The sequence below is a fragment of the Amycolatopsis sp. NPDC028719 genome, from assembly GCF_055565395.1.
Map to the genome: position 1 here is coordinate 211,494 of NZ_JBVHUL010000009.1, position 14,859 is coordinate 226,352.

Sequence of the window (14,859 nt, forward strand, 5' to 3'; positions counted from 1 at the left end):
CAGCGGTGTTTCGACAAGCGACGTGAGCGGACGAACAAATCGGTTGTGCGAATGCTCGTGGCTTGCGAACATCGCGGCGTGAAGAGTGCGGAACGGCAGCGGATCATCGTGGAGCGGCTGCGCGACACCGACCAGGTGGCCGTCGCGGACCTGGCGGCGGCCACCGGCGCGTCCGAAATGACCGTGCGCCGCGACCTCGACCACCTGGCCTCGCGCGGCGTGCTGCGGCGGGTGCACGGCGGAGCCGTCCCCGCGTCGCCGTCCGGGGTCGAGCCGCCGTTCGCCGCCCGTGCGACGGAAGCCGTCGCGGCGAAGCGGGCCATCGCGACCGCGGCGGCCGAGCTGATCCGCGACGGCGAAACGATCGTCCTCGACAGCGGCACGACCGCGCTGGAGCTCGCGCGGCTGCTGCGCGGGCGCCCGGTCACCGTGATGCCGCTGTCGCTGCACGCGGCCCGGGAGCTGGCCGACGACCCTGACATCCGCCTGCTCCTGCCGGGCGGCGAGCCGAGGCCGGGGGAGCAGGCCCTGGTGGGCCCGCTGACCGTCGCGTCGCTGCGCGCCCTGCGCTTCGACGTCGCCGTGCTGAGCCCCTGCGCGTTCGGCCTCGACGCCGGGCTCACCGCGTTCGACCTGGGCGACGCCGAGGTCAAGCGGGCCGCCCTCGACGTCGCGGCCCGGGCGATCGTGCTCGCCGACGGCGCCAAGTGGGGCCGCGCCGCGCTCGCCCACGTCTGTCCCGCCGACCGCGCGGACGTAATGATCACCGACCCGGGCGCGCCCGAGGACCAGCGCGCGGCGCTGGCCGGCCTCGGCGTGCTCGTGCACGTCGCCGTCCCCTGGGAGAACCGATGACCGCCCCGCCCCGCCCGCGCGCCGCCCGGTTCGCGACCTTCATGTTCTTCGGCCTCAACGGGTTCGCGATGGGCATGTGGGTCGTGCACATCCCGAACGTCGAGCGCGCGACCGGCATCTCGCACAGCACGCTGGGGGGCCTGCTGCTGGTGCTCGGCGGCGCGGCGTTCGCGGGCATGCAGATCTCCGGGCCGCTCGTCGACCGGCTCGGCCACCGCCGCCTGGTCCCGGCGGCCGGGGTCCTGCTCGGGCTCGCGTTGCTCGCACCCGGGTTCGCGAACTCGTGGTGGACGCTGGGCCTTTCGCTGATCCTGTTCGGCTTCGGCAACGGCGCGATCGACGTCGGGATGAACTCGCACGCGGTGGTGGTGGAACGCGCCTACCCGCGCCCGATCATGGCGGCGTTCCATGCGATGTGGTCGATCGGCGGCGCGTTCGCGGCGGTCATCGGCGCGGCGACGCTGGGCGCGGGTGTGCCGACGGGCGTGACGCTCACCGGCACCGGCCTGCTGTGCGTGGTGCTTTCCCTGGTGTCGGCCCGGTTCCTGATGGAGCCGACGGACGCGCCTTCGGTGGTCACGGAATCCGCCGCCGAAGCCACGCCGGCCCGCCGGCGCACGCCGGGGCGCGTGGTGTGGCTGCTCGGCCTGCTGGCGCTGGCGCTGATGCTGTCGGAGGGCGTGGCGAACGACTGGGCGGCGCTGCACATGGAGAAGGTCCTGGGGACGTCGTCCTCGACGGCGGCGCTGGCGTACGGCGCGTTCGCGGTGGCGATGACGACCGGCCGGTTCCTGACCGACCGCGTGGCGGCCTGGGCGGGCCCGGCGGCGATCGTCCGCTATGGCGCGACGCTGGCGGCGGTCGGCCTGACGACGGCCGCGGCGGCGCCGTGGGTGCCGCTGTCGCTGGTGGGCTGGGCGCTGTTCGGGCTGGGCCTATCGGGCGGGGTGCCGCAGCTGTTCACGGCGGCGGGCAACCTGGACACGCGGGCTTCGGGGGCGTTGATGGCCCGGGTGGTCGGGCTGGGGTACGTGGGTCTGCTGGCGGGACCGGCGCTGATCGGCGGGTTGACGCGGTGGATGCCGCTGAACGTCACCTTCGCGGTGCCGGTGGTGCTGTGCGTGCTGGCGGCGGTGTTCGCGGGCGTGCTGAGCCCGAAGCCGGAACCGGCGGAGGAACCGGTCGCCTCCTGACCCGCGGGGGCTAAACCGGCCGGCCGTCCCGCGCGTGCACTGCCCGGGGTGGTGTGGATGGCGGGGTTCGCCGACGTGCTGCGCGTCCGGGAGTTCCGGGCGCTCTGGCTGGCCGAAGGCCTGTCGGTGGGCGGTGACCAGGTCGCGCGGGTCGCGCTCGCGCTGGTGGTCTTCGCCCGGACGAACTCGGCGGCGCTGACCGCGCTGACGTACGCGCTGACCTTCGTGCCGGCTGTGCTCGGCGGCGTGCTGCTGTCCGGGCTGGCCGACCGGTACCCGCGGCGGGCGGTCATCGTCGCGACCGACGTCGTCCGGGGACTGCTCGCGGCCGCGATGGCCGTGCCGGGGCTGCCGCTGTGGCTGCTGTGGGGACTCGTCGGCGTGCTGACGCTGGCGTCCGCGCCGTTCAAGGCCGCGCAGCTGGCGCTGCTCCCGGACGTCCTGCCGGGCCCGCTGTTCCAGGCCGGGATGGGCCTGCGGCAGATCACCATCCAGGCGGTGCAGGTCGCCGGGTTCGGCGCCGGCGGCGTCCTGGTGACGGCGACCGGGCCGGCCCTCGCGCTGCTGGTCAACGCGGCAACCTTCCTCACGAGCGCGGCGGTCGTCCTGGCGTATGTGCGCCCGCGCCCGGCGGCGCGGGCCGCGAAAACGGCCGGTCCGCCGGCGAAGACGGGGCCGGTGCTGGTCGCGGTGTACGCGTTCGCGGCCCTGATCGGCTTCCTCGTGGTGCCGGAAGGCCTCGCGGCGCCGTACGCGGCGTCGGCCGGCATCGGGTCCGCGGGGGTGGGGATCCTGATGGCGGCGGACCCGGTGGGCAGCGTGCTGGGTGGCTGGTGGGCGGCCCGCACGGCGTCCCGGCCGCGGGAGGCGCCGCGGTCGGTCGCCGTCCCGGCGGCACTGGCCGGGCTGCCGCTGCTGGCCTGCCCGCTGCTGCCGGGCCCGTGGTGGGCGGCGGGGTTCTGGGCGCTGTCGGGCGGCCTGTCGACGGTGTACCTGATCCGCCTGCAGGCGGCGGTGGCCGGCCTGGTCCCGGACGCCCGCCGCGGCACGGTGATGGGCCGCCTCAGCACGTGCCTGTACAGCTCACAGGGCGTGGCGATCGTCGGCGCGGGAGTGCTGGCGGAGCAGGTCGGCCCGGCGACGGCGGTGGCGGTGTCCGGCGCCCTGGCGACGCTGACCGCCCTGTCGGCCGCCGTGGTCTGGCGAGCCAGCGCACGTCAGCCGGCCCCGGCCTGACGTGATGCCCCTCCAAACACACGTGATGCCTCCTCAATCACACGTGATGCCCCTTCAATCACGTGTGATGCCCGTCAGCGGTGGTGGCCGAGCGGAGCCGCGAGCCGCGCGACGAGCTCCTCGGCGATCTCCCCGGCCGCGCGATGCAGCTCTTCGGGCGCGAAGGCCTCTTCGGGACCGATCCTGATGCGCCCGGGACTGGTCAAACTGAACGTCTTGTGGTGGGCCGACGCCTCGGCGATCCCGGTTGTCGCGGTGACCGGATCCAGCCCGATTCCGGGAGCCAGCCGGCCGGACCCCGGGAGGTTGATGGCCAGCAGGGTGCGCAGCCGGGCCGAGACCTGCCGCGCCAGGTCCGCCCGGTCGAGAATGGCGCCGGGCAACGGGAACCAGCACGTCCGCTGTCCGTCGCGCACCACGGCGAGTCCGCATTCCCCGCCTTGCCGGTCGGCCGAATACGCCCACGCCGCGTCCGCTGACGATCCGGCGCTCAAAGGCTGCGTCGGCGCGAAGAGCCCGTCGGACCTTCCCAGCGTCGCCAGTTCGTCGCACGTCCGCTCGAGCACGTCGTGCCCGCTTGCCGGCCCGGCCGGAACGAGGTGCACCTCGACGAGCGGACTCCGCGGCTCGTAGCCCTGCGGGAGCAGTTCCGATCGCCAGGAGACCGGCAGCGACTGCCGGGTCAGGTGACGGAGCAGGTGGTCGATCCCGTCCGCCGTCAGCGCGGGGACCAGGAAGTGATCGGCGCTGTGACCCCGCAAGAACGAGGGGAGGTCGCCGAGCTTCCGGCCGGGCAGGATCACGGGAAGGAGCTTCAGGGGCCGATCGGCCTGGAGAAGGTCGCGCAGCGCCGAAGCTTCGAGCGTGCGATCGTCCGCCCGCCGAAAGCCCTCCGACGCCACCACGAGCACAAAATCGGCTTCGGTGAGGGCTCCTTGGTCGAGTTCGACGTCGATCCCGTTTTCCCGCAGCAGCGCCGCGAACTCCCGGACCGCCTCGCAGTGCTGGTCGGTGTCCGGGGTGAAGGAAATGAAGGCACGGGGCGGCGTCATCGGGGAATCCTCTCAGCCGATCGGCTCCTGCAGCTCCGTCACCCAGCCCGAAGGATCCTCCGGGCAGTCCAGGTAGAGCTCCCGCTGCGGCCCGGCCGTGGCGAACCCGTGGTCGGCGATCCACCGGACCACCGCCTGCCAGCTCGGCAGCACGCCGTCGATCGCGCCGCGGTGGACCAGCGTCGCCGCGCGGGCCGGGGCGAGGTCCACCACCGCCAAGCCGTTGAGGTCGCCCGGCCCGACGGACGCCGGAACCGCCGCGTGCACGACGACCTCGTCCTCCGCGCGCTGCTCGTAATAGCACGTCAGCCGCCCGGCCGGGGTGACGTCCGCGAGGGCGAGACGGCGGCCCAGCTCCGCGCACAGCGGGCGCACCACCGGGCCGATCGCCTCCGGCGCGAACCCCGCCGCCACACCCGTCAGCTCCACCACCCGCGTCGCGGGCAGTTCCTTGACGACGACGTCGGGTGCGCGACCTTCTTCCTCGATCGTCCGCAGCCGCGCCTCGACCTGCGCGAGCCGCGCCGCGCCTTCCACCAGCGCGGCCTCCAGCTCCGCCCGCCGCAGCGCGAGCATGCCGCGCACCCGCTCGACCGGGAGGTCGTCGGCCAGCAGCGTCGCCACCTGGTCGAGGGTGAACCCGAGGTCCTTCAGCGCGACGATCCGGTTGAGCCGCGCCAGCTGGCCCGCCGTGTAGCTGCGGTAGCCGGTCGCGGGGTCGACGCGCGCCGGCCGCAGCAGCCCGAGCGCGTCGTAGTGGCGCAGCATCCGGACCGACACCCGGCCGTGGCGGGCGAAGTCGCCGATCGAAAACACGCACCCGATCATTCCGCAGGCGGGACGAACCCGCCGAGGACGTCCGCGGCGAGCTCCGCGAACGTGATCGCGGTGTCGTCCTCGTGCGCCGGCCCGAGCACCTGCAGCCCGGCCGGCAGCGCGCCCCCGGCCGGCGCGCTCACCGCCGGCAGCCCGGGCAGCGACGCCTGCGCGACCCAGAACACCTGGTCGTCGTAGCGGCGCCGGTCGTCGTGCCGGAGCGCCGTCGTGAACACCGTCGGGCAGAGGAAGACGTCGACGTGCGCGAAGTACCGGGCCCACGCCGCTCCCAGCGCCGCCCGCCGCCGCTCCTGCTCGTGCGCGCCGGCCGGTTCGCGGCCTTCCATCGCGGCGAAGAACCACTCGACCTGGAAACCGAACGCCTCCGCCTGGACGGCCGGATCGACGCCGTCCGGCCAGCCTTCGACCACCTGCACACCGGCCCGGGCGAGGGCGTCGACGGCGTCCGACAGGACCCGGCCGACCTCGTCGGTCACCGGGCAGTTCGGATCGTCGAGGACGACGCCGGCGCGGAAGTCCGCGAGCCGTGACCGCCGCGACGGCGTTCCCGGCCCGCCGGTGACGTTCAGCGCGAGGCGCAGGTCCGCGGCCGAGCGGGCCAGGGGACCGACGGCCGACGGGAACTCCCGGACGGGCTCGGCGGGCGGCCCGGGCGGCTGGAAACCGCGCAGGGACACGGTTCCCGGCGTCGGCTTGAGGCCGTAGACGCCGCAGTACGCCGCCGGGATCCGGATCGACCCGGCCAGGTCGGAGCCGTACTCCAAAAAGGACAGTCCGGCCGCGAGCGCCGCCGCCGCGCCGCCGCTCGACCCGCCCGGGGTCCGGGAGTGGTCCCTCGGGTTCACCGTCCGGCCGTACACGGGGTTCTCGGTCCGGCCGAAGTCGGCGAGCAGGTGGTGCACGTTCGACTTCCCGACGACGATCGCGCCCGCCGCCTGCAGCCGTTCGACGACCGCGGCGTCGTGCTCCGCGACGCTGTCCACGAACGCCGGCTCGCCCCAGGTCGTGGCCATCCCGGCGACGGCGAAGGCGTCCTTGATCGTCATCGGGACGCCGTGCAGCGGGCCGCCGGTCGTCGCGTCGGCTTTCGAAGCCGCTTCGAGCGCGAAGCCGCGGCGCGTCGCGACGACGGCGGTGACGTCGGACGCGTCGATGCGGGCGAAGAGCTGCTCGGTCAGCTCGCGGGCCGAGAGCGTGCCCCGGCGGAGGTCGGCGGCCACCTCGATGGCGGTGCGGAAGAACGTCATGGGTCCGGATTAACGGCTGACACGGTGTCAGGGTCAACTGTCGAGTCCGGCCCCGCCCGTTCGTCCTCGGAAGACAGCACACCTCGGCGAAGGAGCGAAATGGACACGATGGACTTGTACCGGCGCGCCCAGGACGGGTTCGACGCGGTGCTGGCGGTGGTGCGCGACGACCAGTGGGACACGCCGTCGGCGTGCACGGAGTGGTCGGTGCGGGACGTCGCCGGGCACGTCGTCTGGGGTCAGCGGCAGCTGCGGGCCTGGGCGGCCGGCGAGGACTACGCCGAGACCGCGGGCGCGCCCGGAGCGCCGCATCCCGCCGTGCTGGCCGGGGCGGACCCCGTCGAGACGTGGCGGAGCTCCCTGGTCGGCGTGTTGACCGCGGAGGAGCTGGGCCGGCCGGTTTCGCTGCCCGGGCTCGGCGAGATCCCGGTCGCCGGCATCGTCACGCTGCTGACCACCGACCTCGTCGCGCACAGCTGGGACATCGGCTCGGCGACCGGTCAGGACGTGCGGCTCCCGCCGGAACTCGTGGCGGTGGCGTTCGCCTGGGCGCGGGCGAACGTCGTGCGGCGGCCGGGGTTCTTCGGGCCGGAGCTCGTCCCGCCCGACGACGCCGACGAGCAGACGCGGATGCTGGCGTTCCTCGGCCGCCGCGCGCTGAGCGTTTCCGTTTCGGGCCGTGGTGGTAGTCCCCGGTGATCGCCGTCCGAGCCGCGGACGGCGCAGCGTGGCGGAGGGAAGACCGATGCCGACCGCACCCCGCATGACCGCACCCCCGGCGCCGCCCGAACCGATCCCGCCGGATCCCGTGGTCCCGGACCTGCCCGACCCGGGTCCGGGCCGGCCGGCGCCCGAGCCGGGCACGCCCGTGCCGGACCCGATGCCGCCGGATCCGCAGCCGGGCCCGGAGCGCCACTGAATACGAATCACAGATCATATGAGTTTCATATGATCTCGTGTACGGTCGTGGCATGACAACAGCGCAGAACTACCGGCGGATGGTCAACGCCGGCAACAAGATCGTCGTGGGGCTCCAGCGGCTGGGTGTCGCGTTCGGCCCGATGCAGCTGCTCACCGTGCCCGGGCGGCGCACGGGCGTGCCGCGCACGTTCCCGATCGCGGTGATCCCGATCGACGGCGACCGCTACATCTTCCAGGCCTACCCGAAGGCGGCGTGGGTCGCGAACGCCCGCGCGGCGGCGTCGGTGACGCTGACCCGCGGCCGCCGGACGAAGCCGGCCCGCCTGACGGAGGTCCCGGTCGAGGAGCGGCGCCCGCTCTTGCGCGAGCTGGTGGCGAACAGTCCGGCCAGCGTGGGAAAGCGGCTGGTGACGACGGGGCTGGCGGAGGCGGCGACCCCGGAAGCGGCGGCCGCGGCGGCGGACCGCATCGCCGTGTTCCGCATCGACCCGGTCTGAGTCGTGGCTGGGGAGGTACGCGGCTCGAGGGCCGGTGCGCGCGCCGTTACCGGTCGGCCTCGAACGCCCGCAGCACCTGCTCGGCGGCGGTGCGCGCCGCGCGTCCCGGACGGATCGTGCGGTCGCCGCCGGGTTGCGGCGCCGGGGCTCCGGCCAGCAGTTCCACCAGCGCCACGGCGAGTTCGCGCACCTTGACGTTGAACTCCTGACTCGCCCGTCTGAGCGTCTCCCAGGCCTCGTCGGGGTCACAGCGGCGCAGCGCGATGACGATGCCTTTCGCCTCCTCGAGTGCGGCCCGCGACTGCAGGAGATCGAGCATCTGCCCGGTCCGGTCCGGCCGGGCCGCTTCGGCGACGACGAGCGCCATCGCCGTGAGCCTTTCGTTGCGCCGCAGCACTTCCACGGTCTCTTGGGTGGCGGGCCGGTCGAGCGTCACCGACAGGACCAGGCTGTCCTCGGCGTCCCAGGGGGCGGGCAATGCCGCGGCGCCGCGGACGCGCGACCAGTCCGCCGCCAGCTCGGGGTGGCGTTCGATCAGGCCGCTCAGGGTGAGCGACGGCCAGCGCTCGTCGGCGAAGACGTCGGCGGTGACGACCGGCTCGCCCGTGCGGCCGGCGGTCGGGACCGGGCCGCCGAGCCCGTCCAGCTGGGCCGGGACGAAGGCGGCCGCGAGCCCGTGGGTGGCGACCAGGTGCAGCGGCTTTCCGTCGTGGTCCACGGAAACCGCCGCGCCGAGGGTGCCGGGCACGTCGGCGGCGATCCGCGCCAGGAGTTCCTCGAGCAACGCGGACACGGGCGTGTGCTCGTCCGTCGCGGGTGGTTCGAGGGTCACGCGATGCTGTGTCACCCTGCGCTCACCTCCAGGACTCGACGGCTCTGGCGTCACCGCACACTCTTGTTCTAGCATGTCGTCAAAATGATGACAAGAACTGGGTCGTCGAAAGGATGACGGATGGACGCCAGTGATCCCGCCGGTGCGCTACGCCGGATCCATCAGGCGGTAGAGGCCGCACGCGCCGGGGCGGCGGACCAGGATCGGCTGCTGTCCGCGCTGGCCGGCCTGCGCGTGCTGCGCGAGGAACTCGCCCGCTGGGAACCGGAGCTGATCACCGCGGCCCGCGCGGCGGGCGCCAGCTGGGTGGCGCTGGCGCCGGCGCTCGGCGTGGCCAGCCGGCAGGCCGCGGAACGCCGCTACTTGCGGCTGCAGCCGTCTCACACGGGCGAGAGGACGGGCGAGGCCCGGGTCGACGCGGAGCGGGACCGCCGGGCGGGCGACCGGGCGGTCGCCGACTGGGCGCGCCGCAACTCGGTGATCCTGCGCCAGCTCGCCGGCCGGGTGAGCGCACTGGACGGCCTCGGCCCGGCGGCCCAGGAGAGCGCGGACCGGCTGGGGGCGGCCTTGGGCGACGACGACCCGGCGACGCTGCTGCCGCCGCTGGCCGCGGCCCGCCCCCACCTGACCGGCGCTCACGCCGGGCTGGCGGAGCAGCTCGGGCAGATCTCGGACGAGACGAATCGCCTCCGCCGCGAGGCGGGCCATCGGCGGGCGGCGAAGGACTGACGACGCGGCGGCGTGGGCCGGTGTCTGAGCCCGTGTGTCAGCGGGTACCACCCCGGCATGGACGACAAGATCCCCGACCGCACCGAAACCCGCGCCGAGCTGCTGCCGGAAGAACAAGCCGCCGACAGCGCCGACCCCGAAGCGCAGGCCCGTGAAGTGCTGAAGGACTCCGACCGCCGCACCGAGGCCCCCGAGCCCACCATGCGCCGCCGCCCCGAGGAAACGACCTGACTACACGGCTGCGGGCGCCACACGTGTCTCGCTTCGCAGCGTCAGCACCGCGACCAGCCCGAACGCGGCCACGACGGCGAAGAAGTAGAACCCCCACGGGTACGCGACGCCGGCCGTGACCAGCGCGCCCGTCACGAACGGCCCCAGGATCGACCCGAGCCGCCCGACCGCCGACGTCAGCCCGAGCGCCGTGCCGCGCGCCTGCGCCGGGAAGGCCTGCGCCACGTACCCGTAGATCAGCACCTGCGCGGAGAACACGAACACGCCGGTCAGCAGCACGACCGCGTTGAGCACGAACGCGTTCCCGATGCGCAGGCTCAGCGCCGCGAGCAGCACCGCACCCGCGCCGAACCAGATCCGGGCGATCGGCCGGATGCCGAACCGGTCGGCGATCGTGCCGGCCAGCACCAGCCCGAGCACCGCGCCGATGTTGAGCACCAGCAGCAGCGTGATCGACGTCGAAATCGGGTAGCCCGCCGTGCGCATCAGCTGCGGCAGCCACGTGTTGAGCCCGTACACCAGCAGCAGCCCCATGAACGAGCCGGTCCACACGGCGATGCTGATCCGCCGGAACCGCGCGCCCAGCAGGTCGCGCAGGCCGACGCGCTCGGCCGCCGCGTCCTCCCGGGACGCGAGGTAGGCCGCCGACTCCGGCAGCTTCCACCACATCAGCGGCACGGCCAGCAGGCCGACGATCCCGCCGCCGTAGAACAGCAGGTGCCAGTCGTCCTTGGCGTACAGCGCGAGGATGGACGTCAGCACCGCGCCGACGTGGTACCCCGTCATCGTGAACGTGCTCGCGCTGGCCCGCCGCCGCGCGGACAGGTTCTCCGACATGACGGTCAGCGCCACCGGCATGCACGCGCCGAGGCCGAGCCCGGCGGCGAACCGGAAGATCCCGAACGTCGCGACGTTCGGCGCCAGCGGCGTCAGCAGGGTGAACAACGAGAACAGCAGCACCGAGCCGATGAGCATGACGCGGCGGCCGAAGCGGTCGGTGAGCGGGCCGAGGAACGCCGCGCCGACGGCGACGCCGACGAGCGACACGGTGGCGACCGCCGTCGCGCCGGCCGCGGTGAAGCCGAGGTAGCCGCTCTTCAGCAGGGTCGGGATGGTGGCGCCGAGCGCGACCAGGTCGTAGCCCTCGAGCAGGACGGTCAGCCAGCAGAGGACCGCCGTCCACGCGGTACGGGCGGGTGACGTCGTCGTCATCGTCGTACTCCTGGGGGAATCAGAAGGGGTAGCCCGCGATGTCCGCGCGGACGGTCAGCCACTGGGTCTCGGTGAAGGCTTCGATGTTGGCCTGGGCGCCGCCGAAGCGGGAGCCGTTGCCGGAGTCGCCCACGCCGCCGAACGGCGCGGTGGGCTCGTCGCCGACGGTCTGCTCGTTGATGTGCACCTTGCCCGAGCGGACCTCGTCGGCCAGCGTCATCGCGGTGCCGACGTCGCCGAGGATGCCGACCGACAGGCCGTACTCGGAATCGTTGACCATCCGCGCGGCCTCGTCGAGGTCGCGGTAGGCGCGCACCGGCGCGACCGGGCCGAAGATCTCCTCGCGCCACGCGGGTGTGTCGTCGGAGAGTCCGAAGAGGACGGTCGGCGGGTAGTACGGCGCGTCGGGCTTGCCGCCGGCCAGCACGCGGGCGCCGGCCGCGACGCTGCGGTCGACGACGTCGGTGACGTGCGCGAGCTGCCGGTCGTCGATGATCGGGCCGAGCGCGACGTCGCCCGCGGCCGGGTTGCCCACCGGCAGCCGGCGCGCCTTCTCGGCGAGGGCCTCGACGTATTCGTCCACTTGGGACTCGTGGACGAGGTGGCGGCCGGTCGTCATGCAGATCTGGCCCTGGTGCAGGAACGAGCCGAACGCGCCGGCGGACGCGGCCTTGGCGACGTCGGCACCCGGCAGCACGACGAGCGCGTTGTTCCCGCCCAGCTCCAGGTGGACGCGCTTGAGCGCCCGCGCGGCGGCCTCGCCGACCTTGCGCCCGGCGGCCGTCGACCCGGTGAACGACACGACCGACACCTCGGGCGCGTCGACCACCGCCGCGCCGACGGCGGCGTCGCCGGGCAGCAGGTGCAGCAGTCCTTCGGGCAGCCCGGCCTCCTCGAAGACGCGCACCAGGCTCACCCCGCCGCACACCGCGGTGCGCAGGTCCGGCTTGAGCAGCACGGCGTTGCCGAGCGCGAGCGCGGGCGCGACCGAGCGGATCGCCAGGATCAGCGGGAAGTTGAACGGCGAGATCACCGAAACCACCCCGGCCGGGACGCGGCGGGCCAGGGACCAGCGCGGTTCGCCGGTGCTCAGCACCTCGCCGCGCGGGTGGGTCGGCAAGGCCGCGGCCTCGAAGCAGATCCCGGCCGCCATCTCCGTCTCGATCCCGGCCTTCGGCCGCGTCGAACCGGCTTCGCGGACGATCCAGTCCTGTACCTCGGCCGCGTGCGCCTCCCACAGTTCCCCGGCGCGGCGCAGCACCGCGGCGCGCTCCGCCGGCTTGCGCCGGGCCCAGTCACGCTGGGCCGCCGCGGCGGTCGAAGCGGCCTTCGCGACGTCGTCCGGCGTCGCGATGCCCACGCCGCCCAGGGTTTCCCCGGTGGCCGGTTCGACGACCGGGTGGGTCCCGCCGGTACCGCGGAGGAAGTCTTCGTCGAGCAGGGTCATGATCACTCCGGGGAGGTCGGTTCGGTGTCGACCTGGAGCAGCCGCGGGCCGTCCGGGATCGTCTTGAGTTCGGTGTGCAGGTGGTCGAGGTCGGTGACGGTGGTGGCGGAAACGCCGTACCCGGCGGCGATCGCGGTGAAGTCCAGGCCGGGGATCTCGGTGCCCGGCACGTCCGGCGTCCCGAGCAGTTCGCCGAACCACTGCAACGCGCCGTAGACGCCGTTGCGCAGGATCACGAACGTCACGGGGACGCGGTAGTGCGCCGCGGTCCACAGCGCCGTGATGCCGTAGTTCGCCGAGCCGTCGCCGATCACGCCGACGACCGGGCGGTCCGGGCTGCCCATGGCGACGCCGACCGCGGCGGGCAGGCCGAACCCGAGCCCGCCGGCGGCGGGGAAGAAGTACGAGCCCTCGCGGCGCAGGTCCAGCTGCCGCCACCAGGCCGAGTTCGTCGAGGTCGATTCGACGACGTAGCGGGTGTCGTCCGGCTGGGTCGCGCGCAGCGCCGCGAAGACCTCCTCCGGGTGCAGCGCCTTCTCGCCGGTCCTGGGCTCCGGGTTCGCGGCGTGGCTACCGGTCCACGTCCGGGCGGGCACCTTGGCCAGCAGCGCCTCGATCACCGGCCCGGAGTCCGCGACCAGCGCCTCGCCCATCGGCGCGCGGGCCGCGGCGCCGACGTCGTCGGTCACCTGGATCAGCCGCGTGCCTTCCGGCAGGTACGCCCCGGGCACGTACTGGTGGTAGCGGAACACCGGCGCGCCGAGGACGAGCACGAGGTCGTGCCCGGTCAGCGCGTCCGAGACCGGCGCGATGCCGGCCGGGAGCACGCCGCGGAAGAGCGGGTGCCGGTTCGGGAAGGGCAGCCGGTGCGGCGACGGCGCGACCCAGACCGGCAGGCCGAGGTGCTCGGCGAGCGCGACGGCCCGGTCGAACAGGCCGGTGGCGTCGAGGTCCCCGCCCAGGACGAGCGCCGGGGTCTTCGCTTCGGCGACGCTCGCGGCGAGGTCGTCGAGCTGGCTCCCGCTCGGGGTGAGTCCTCTTTGGACGCTTCGGTCCAGCGTCACGGCGGCGTTCGCGTCCAGCTCCGCGGCCCAGTCGTCGTAGGGCACCGAGAGGTAGCTCGGGCGCCGGTGCAGCTCGGCTTCGAACACCGCCTGCGCGAGCGAGCGCGGGACGTCCGCGGCGCAGCTCGGCTCGCCGGACCAGCCGGCCAGGGGACGCATCAGCTGCGTGGCGTCGACGTTCGCGAGCATCGCCTCCATGCCGATGGCCGCCCGCACCTGCTGGCCGGCGGTGAGCACCAGGGGAGAGCGCGAGTAGACGGCGTTGGTCAGCGCGCCCATCGCGTTGCCCGAGCCGGCGGCGGCGTGCAGGTTGACCAGCACCGGCCGGCCGGTCGCCTGGGCGTAGCCGTCGGCCATCCCGACGACGGCGCCTTCGTGCAGGCCGAGGACGTACCGGAAGCCGTCCGGCAGCTCGGTCAGGAACGGGAGCTCGTTGGAGCCGGGGTTGCCGAAGATCGTGGTCAGGCCTCGGCGGTGCAGGAACTCATGGGCGAGCCGGCGGGCGGTGGGCATGCGCGAGTCCTCCTCGGACGGGTTGCCCAGACCCTAGGGAGGTCGCCGCCTGTGTTCCAATAAATGTTGTCGTCTACTCATATAGACAGGATCGATGATGCGGGATTTCGACCTCAACCTGGTGCGCACGTTCGTGCTGCTCTACGAGACCCGCAGCGTGACCGCGACGGCGGAGTCCCTGCACGTCACGCAGCCGACGATCAGCTACAGCCTGCAGAAGCTGCGGCGCCGGTTCTCCGACGAGCTGTTCCGCCGCACGGGCGGCGGCCTGGTGCCGACGACGACGGCTCGCGCGCTCTACGAACCGCTGCACAGCGCGCTGTCCGGCATCGAGACGGCGGTCAGCGGCGCGTGGTCGTTCTCGCCGTCGACGGCCCGGGCGGCGTTCACGCTGTGCCTGTCGGACCTGGGGGAGATCTCGCTGCTGCCGCGCCTGATGGCGGCGCTGCCCGCACAGGCGCCCGGCGTCACGCTCACCGTCCGGCCGCTGGACGTCGACCGCGCGGCCGACCAGCTCGGCCGCGGCGAGATCGACGCGTTCATCGCGTCGCCGCTGATCAGCTCGCAGCGCGTGGCGCGGGTCCCGCTGTTCTCCGAGGGCTACCTGGGGATGGTCGCGGCCGATCACCCGCGCCTGGGCTCGTCGGTGGAGTTCGACGAGCTGGCGGCGGAGCGCCACGTGACGGTGTTCGGCCCGACCGGCCACGACGGCCCCCGCCGCGCGCTGGAGGCGTGCGGGCTGCTCGGCCGGGTGGTCCTGGAGGTGACCCGGTTCGCGGCCCTGCCGTACCTCGTGCAGGACGGCGAGCTGGTGGCGATGGTGCCGCGCCTGGTGGCGGAGATGTTCGCGGCCCAGCACCGCGTCCGGCTGTTCGAGCTGCCGATGGACGTGGAGCCCGCGCAGGTTTCGGTGTACACGCGCCACACGCACGCGCGCAGCCCGGCACAGCATTGGCTTGTGACATTCATGCGCGAAGTGCTCAGCTGATTCAA

16 protein-coding genes are annotated in these 14,859 nt (G+C 73.9%); 9 read left to right on the top strand and 7 right to left on the bottom strand.

From position 1 onward, the window contains the following. The first annotated feature begins 78 nt into the window (after positions 1-78). Genes ACZ4TR_RS35730 through ACZ4TR_RS35740 form a run of 3 tightly spaced genes read left to right on the top strand, consistent with a single transcriptional unit; the run spans position 79 to position 3,284 of the window. The gene (locus tag ACZ4TR_RS35730) at positions 79-855 is read left to right on the top strand and encodes a DeoR/GlpR family DNA-binding transcription regulator (protein ID WP_465292355.1); all 777 of its coding nucleotides are present in this window, start codon (positions 79-81) and stop codon (positions 853-855) included. After that, positions 852-2,048: an MFS transporter gene (locus ACZ4TR_RS35735; protein ID WP_465292357.1), complete on the top strand. Its 1,197-nt coding sequence runs from the start codon at positions 852-854 to the stop codon at positions 2,046-2,048. The genes ACZ4TR_RS35730 and ACZ4TR_RS35735 overlap by 4 nt, the downstream gene beginning before the upstream one ends. A 57-nt stretch (positions 2,049-2,105) precedes the next feature. After that, on the top strand, positions 2,106-3,284 hold the full coding sequence (locus ACZ4TR_RS35740; RefSeq protein ID WP_465292359.1) for an MFS transporter: 1,179 nt from the start codon (positions 2,106-2,108) through the stop codon (positions 3,282-3,284). Positions 3,285-3,358: 74 nt separating this feature from the next. On the opposite strand, the gene ACZ4TR_RS35745 is transcribed toward ACZ4TR_RS35740, so the two are convergent. Genes ACZ4TR_RS35745 through ACZ4TR_RS35755 form a run of 3 tightly spaced genes read right to left on the bottom strand, consistent with a single transcriptional unit; the run spans position 3,359 to position 6,420 of the window. Next, positions 3,359-4,336, bottom strand: a complete 978-nt coding sequence (locus ACZ4TR_RS35745) for a TIR domain-containing protein (RefSeq protein ID WP_465292361.1) — start codon at positions 4,334-4,336, stop codon at positions 3,359-3,361. Between the two features lie 12 nt (positions 4,337-4,348). Next, complete coding sequence (locus ACZ4TR_RS35750) at positions 4,349-5,152, bottom strand: MerR family transcriptional regulator (protein WP_465292363.1); 804 nt, start codon at positions 5,150-5,152, stop codon at positions 4,349-4,351. An 8-nt stretch (positions 5,153-5,160) separates the two neighbouring features. Further along, positions 5,161-6,420: an amidase family protein gene (locus tag ACZ4TR_RS35755; RefSeq protein WP_465292365.1), complete on the bottom strand. Its 1,260-nt coding sequence runs from the start codon at positions 6,418-6,420 to the stop codon at positions 5,161-5,163. A gap of 99 nt (positions 6,421-6,519) precedes the next feature. Here ACZ4TR_RS35755 and ACZ4TR_RS35760 point away from each other — a divergent pair, with 99 nt between their 5' ends. The 3 genes from ACZ4TR_RS35760 to ACZ4TR_RS35770 are packed head-to-tail and all read left to right on the top strand — an operon-like array spanning position 6,520 to position 7,838. Further along, positions 6,520-7,119, top strand: coding sequence for a TIGR03086 family metal-binding protein (locus ACZ4TR_RS35760; protein ID WP_465292367.1), 600 nt, complete (start codon positions 6,520-6,522; stop codon positions 7,117-7,119). A gap of 46 nt (positions 7,120-7,165) precedes the next feature. Then, complete coding sequence (locus tag ACZ4TR_RS35765; RefSeq protein WP_364516526.1) at positions 7,166-7,339, top strand: hypothetical protein; 174 nt, start codon at positions 7,166-7,168, stop codon at positions 7,337-7,339. A gap of 52 nt (positions 7,340-7,391) precedes the next feature. After that, positions 7,392-7,838: a nitroreductase/quinone reductase family protein gene (locus ACZ4TR_RS35770; protein ID WP_465292369.1), complete on the top strand. Its 447-nt coding sequence runs from the start codon at positions 7,392-7,394 to the stop codon at positions 7,836-7,838. A gap of 46 nt (positions 7,839-7,884) precedes the next feature. Here ACZ4TR_RS35770 and ACZ4TR_RS35775 read toward each other — a convergent pair whose 3' ends face one another. Then, positions 7,885-8,685, bottom strand: coding sequence for an ANTAR domain-containing protein (locus ACZ4TR_RS35775; RefSeq protein WP_465292370.1), 801 nt, complete (start codon positions 8,683-8,685; stop codon positions 7,885-7,887). A 105-nt stretch (positions 8,686-8,790) separates the two neighbouring features. Between ACZ4TR_RS35775 and ACZ4TR_RS35780 the strand changes: the two genes are divergently transcribed. Together ACZ4TR_RS35780 and ACZ4TR_RS35785 are read left to right on the top strand one after the other, a co-directional pair. Beyond that, positions 8,791-9,399, top strand: coding sequence for an HSP18 transcriptional regulator (locus tag ACZ4TR_RS35780; RefSeq protein ID WP_465292372.1), 609 nt, complete (start codon positions 8,791-8,793; stop codon positions 9,397-9,399). Positions 9,400-9,456: 57 nt separating this feature from the next. Further along, positions 9,457-9,630: a hypothetical protein gene (locus ACZ4TR_RS35785; protein WP_465292373.1), complete on the top strand. Its 174-nt coding sequence runs from the start codon at positions 9,457-9,459 to the stop codon at positions 9,628-9,630. Here the strand turns inward: ACZ4TR_RS35785 and ACZ4TR_RS35790 are convergent, their stop codons facing one another. Genes ACZ4TR_RS35790 through mdlC form a run of 3 tightly spaced genes read right to left on the bottom strand, consistent with a single transcriptional unit; the run spans position 9,631 to position 13,866 of the window. Then, the gene (locus tag ACZ4TR_RS35790; protein ID WP_465292375.1) at positions 9,631-10,842 is read right to left on the bottom strand and encodes an MFS transporter; all 1,212 of its coding nucleotides are present in this window, start codon (positions 10,840-10,842) and stop codon (positions 9,631-9,633) included. Positions 10,843-10,861: 19 nt separating this feature from the next. Further along, entirely contained in the window at positions 10,862-12,289 is a 1,428-nt protein-coding gene (locus ACZ4TR_RS35795) for a benzaldehyde dehydrogenase (protein WP_465292377.1), read from the bottom strand. Between the two features lie 2 nt (positions 12,290-12,291). Continuing rightward, a complete protein-coding gene (mdlC, locus tag ACZ4TR_RS35800) occupies positions 12,292-13,866 on the bottom strand; it encodes a benzoylformate decarboxylase (protein WP_465292379.1) in 1,575 nt (524 codons plus the stop codon). A 97-nt stretch (positions 13,867-13,963) separates the two neighbouring features. Between mdlC and ACZ4TR_RS35805 the strand changes: the two genes are divergently transcribed. Beyond that, on the top strand, positions 13,964-14,854 hold the full coding sequence (locus tag ACZ4TR_RS35805; RefSeq protein ID WP_465292381.1) for a LysR family transcriptional regulator: 891 nt from the start codon (positions 13,964-13,966) through the stop codon (positions 14,852-14,854). Positions 14,855-14,859 lie beyond the last annotated feature (5 nt).

Excerpts from the sequence above, each read along its gene's own strand:
- ACZ4TR_RS35795 (WP_465292377.1), bottom strand. The coding sequence starts at position 12,289 with ATGACCCTGCTCGACGAAGACTTCCTCCGCGGTACCGGCGGGACCCAC.
- ACZ4TR_RS35760 (WP_465292367.1), top strand. The coding sequence starts at position 6,520 with ATGGACACGATGGACTTGTACCGGCGCGCCCAGGACGGGTTCGACGCG.
- ACZ4TR_RS35740 (WP_465292359.1), top strand. The coding sequence starts at position 2,106 with ATGGCGGGGTTCGCCGACGTGCTGCGCGTCCGGGAGTTCCGGGCGCTC.
- mdlC (WP_465292379.1), bottom strand. The coding sequence starts at position 13,866 with ATGCCCACCGCCCGCCGGCTCGCCCATGAGTTCCTGCACCGCCGAGGC.
- ACZ4TR_RS35755 (WP_465292365.1), bottom strand. The coding sequence starts at position 6,420 with ATGACGTTCTTCCGCACCGCCATCGAGGTGGCCGCCGACCTCCGCCGG.
- ACZ4TR_RS35770 (WP_465292369.1), top strand. The coding sequence starts at position 7,392 with ATGACAACAGCGCAGAACTACCGGCGGATGGTCAACGCCGGCAACAAG.
- ACZ4TR_RS35735 (WP_465292357.1), top strand. The coding sequence starts at position 852 with ATGACCGCCCCGCCCCGCCCGCGCGCCGCCCGGTTCGCGACCTTCATG.
- ACZ4TR_RS35745 (WP_465292361.1), bottom strand. The coding sequence starts at position 4,336 with ATGACGCCGCCCCGTGCCTTCATTTCCTTCACCCCGGACACCGACCAG.
- ACZ4TR_RS35765 (WP_364516526.1), top strand. The coding sequence starts at position 7,166 with ATGCCGACCGCACCCCGCATGACCGCACCCCCGGCGCCGCCCGAACCG.
- ACZ4TR_RS35780 (WP_465292372.1), top strand. The coding sequence starts at position 8,791 with ATGGACGCCAGTGATCCCGCCGGTGCGCTACGCCGGATCCATCAGGCG.
- ACZ4TR_RS35790 (WP_465292375.1), bottom strand. The coding sequence starts at position 10,842 with ATGACGACGACGTCACCCGCCCGTACCGCGTGGACGGCGGTCCTCTGC.
- ACZ4TR_RS35785 (WP_465292373.1), top strand. The coding sequence starts at position 9,457 with ATGGACGACAAGATCCCCGACCGCACCGAAACCCGCGCCGAGCTGCTG.
- ACZ4TR_RS35805 (WP_465292381.1), top strand. The coding sequence starts at position 13,964 with ATGCGGGATTTCGACCTCAACCTGGTGCGCACGTTCGTGCTGCTCTAC.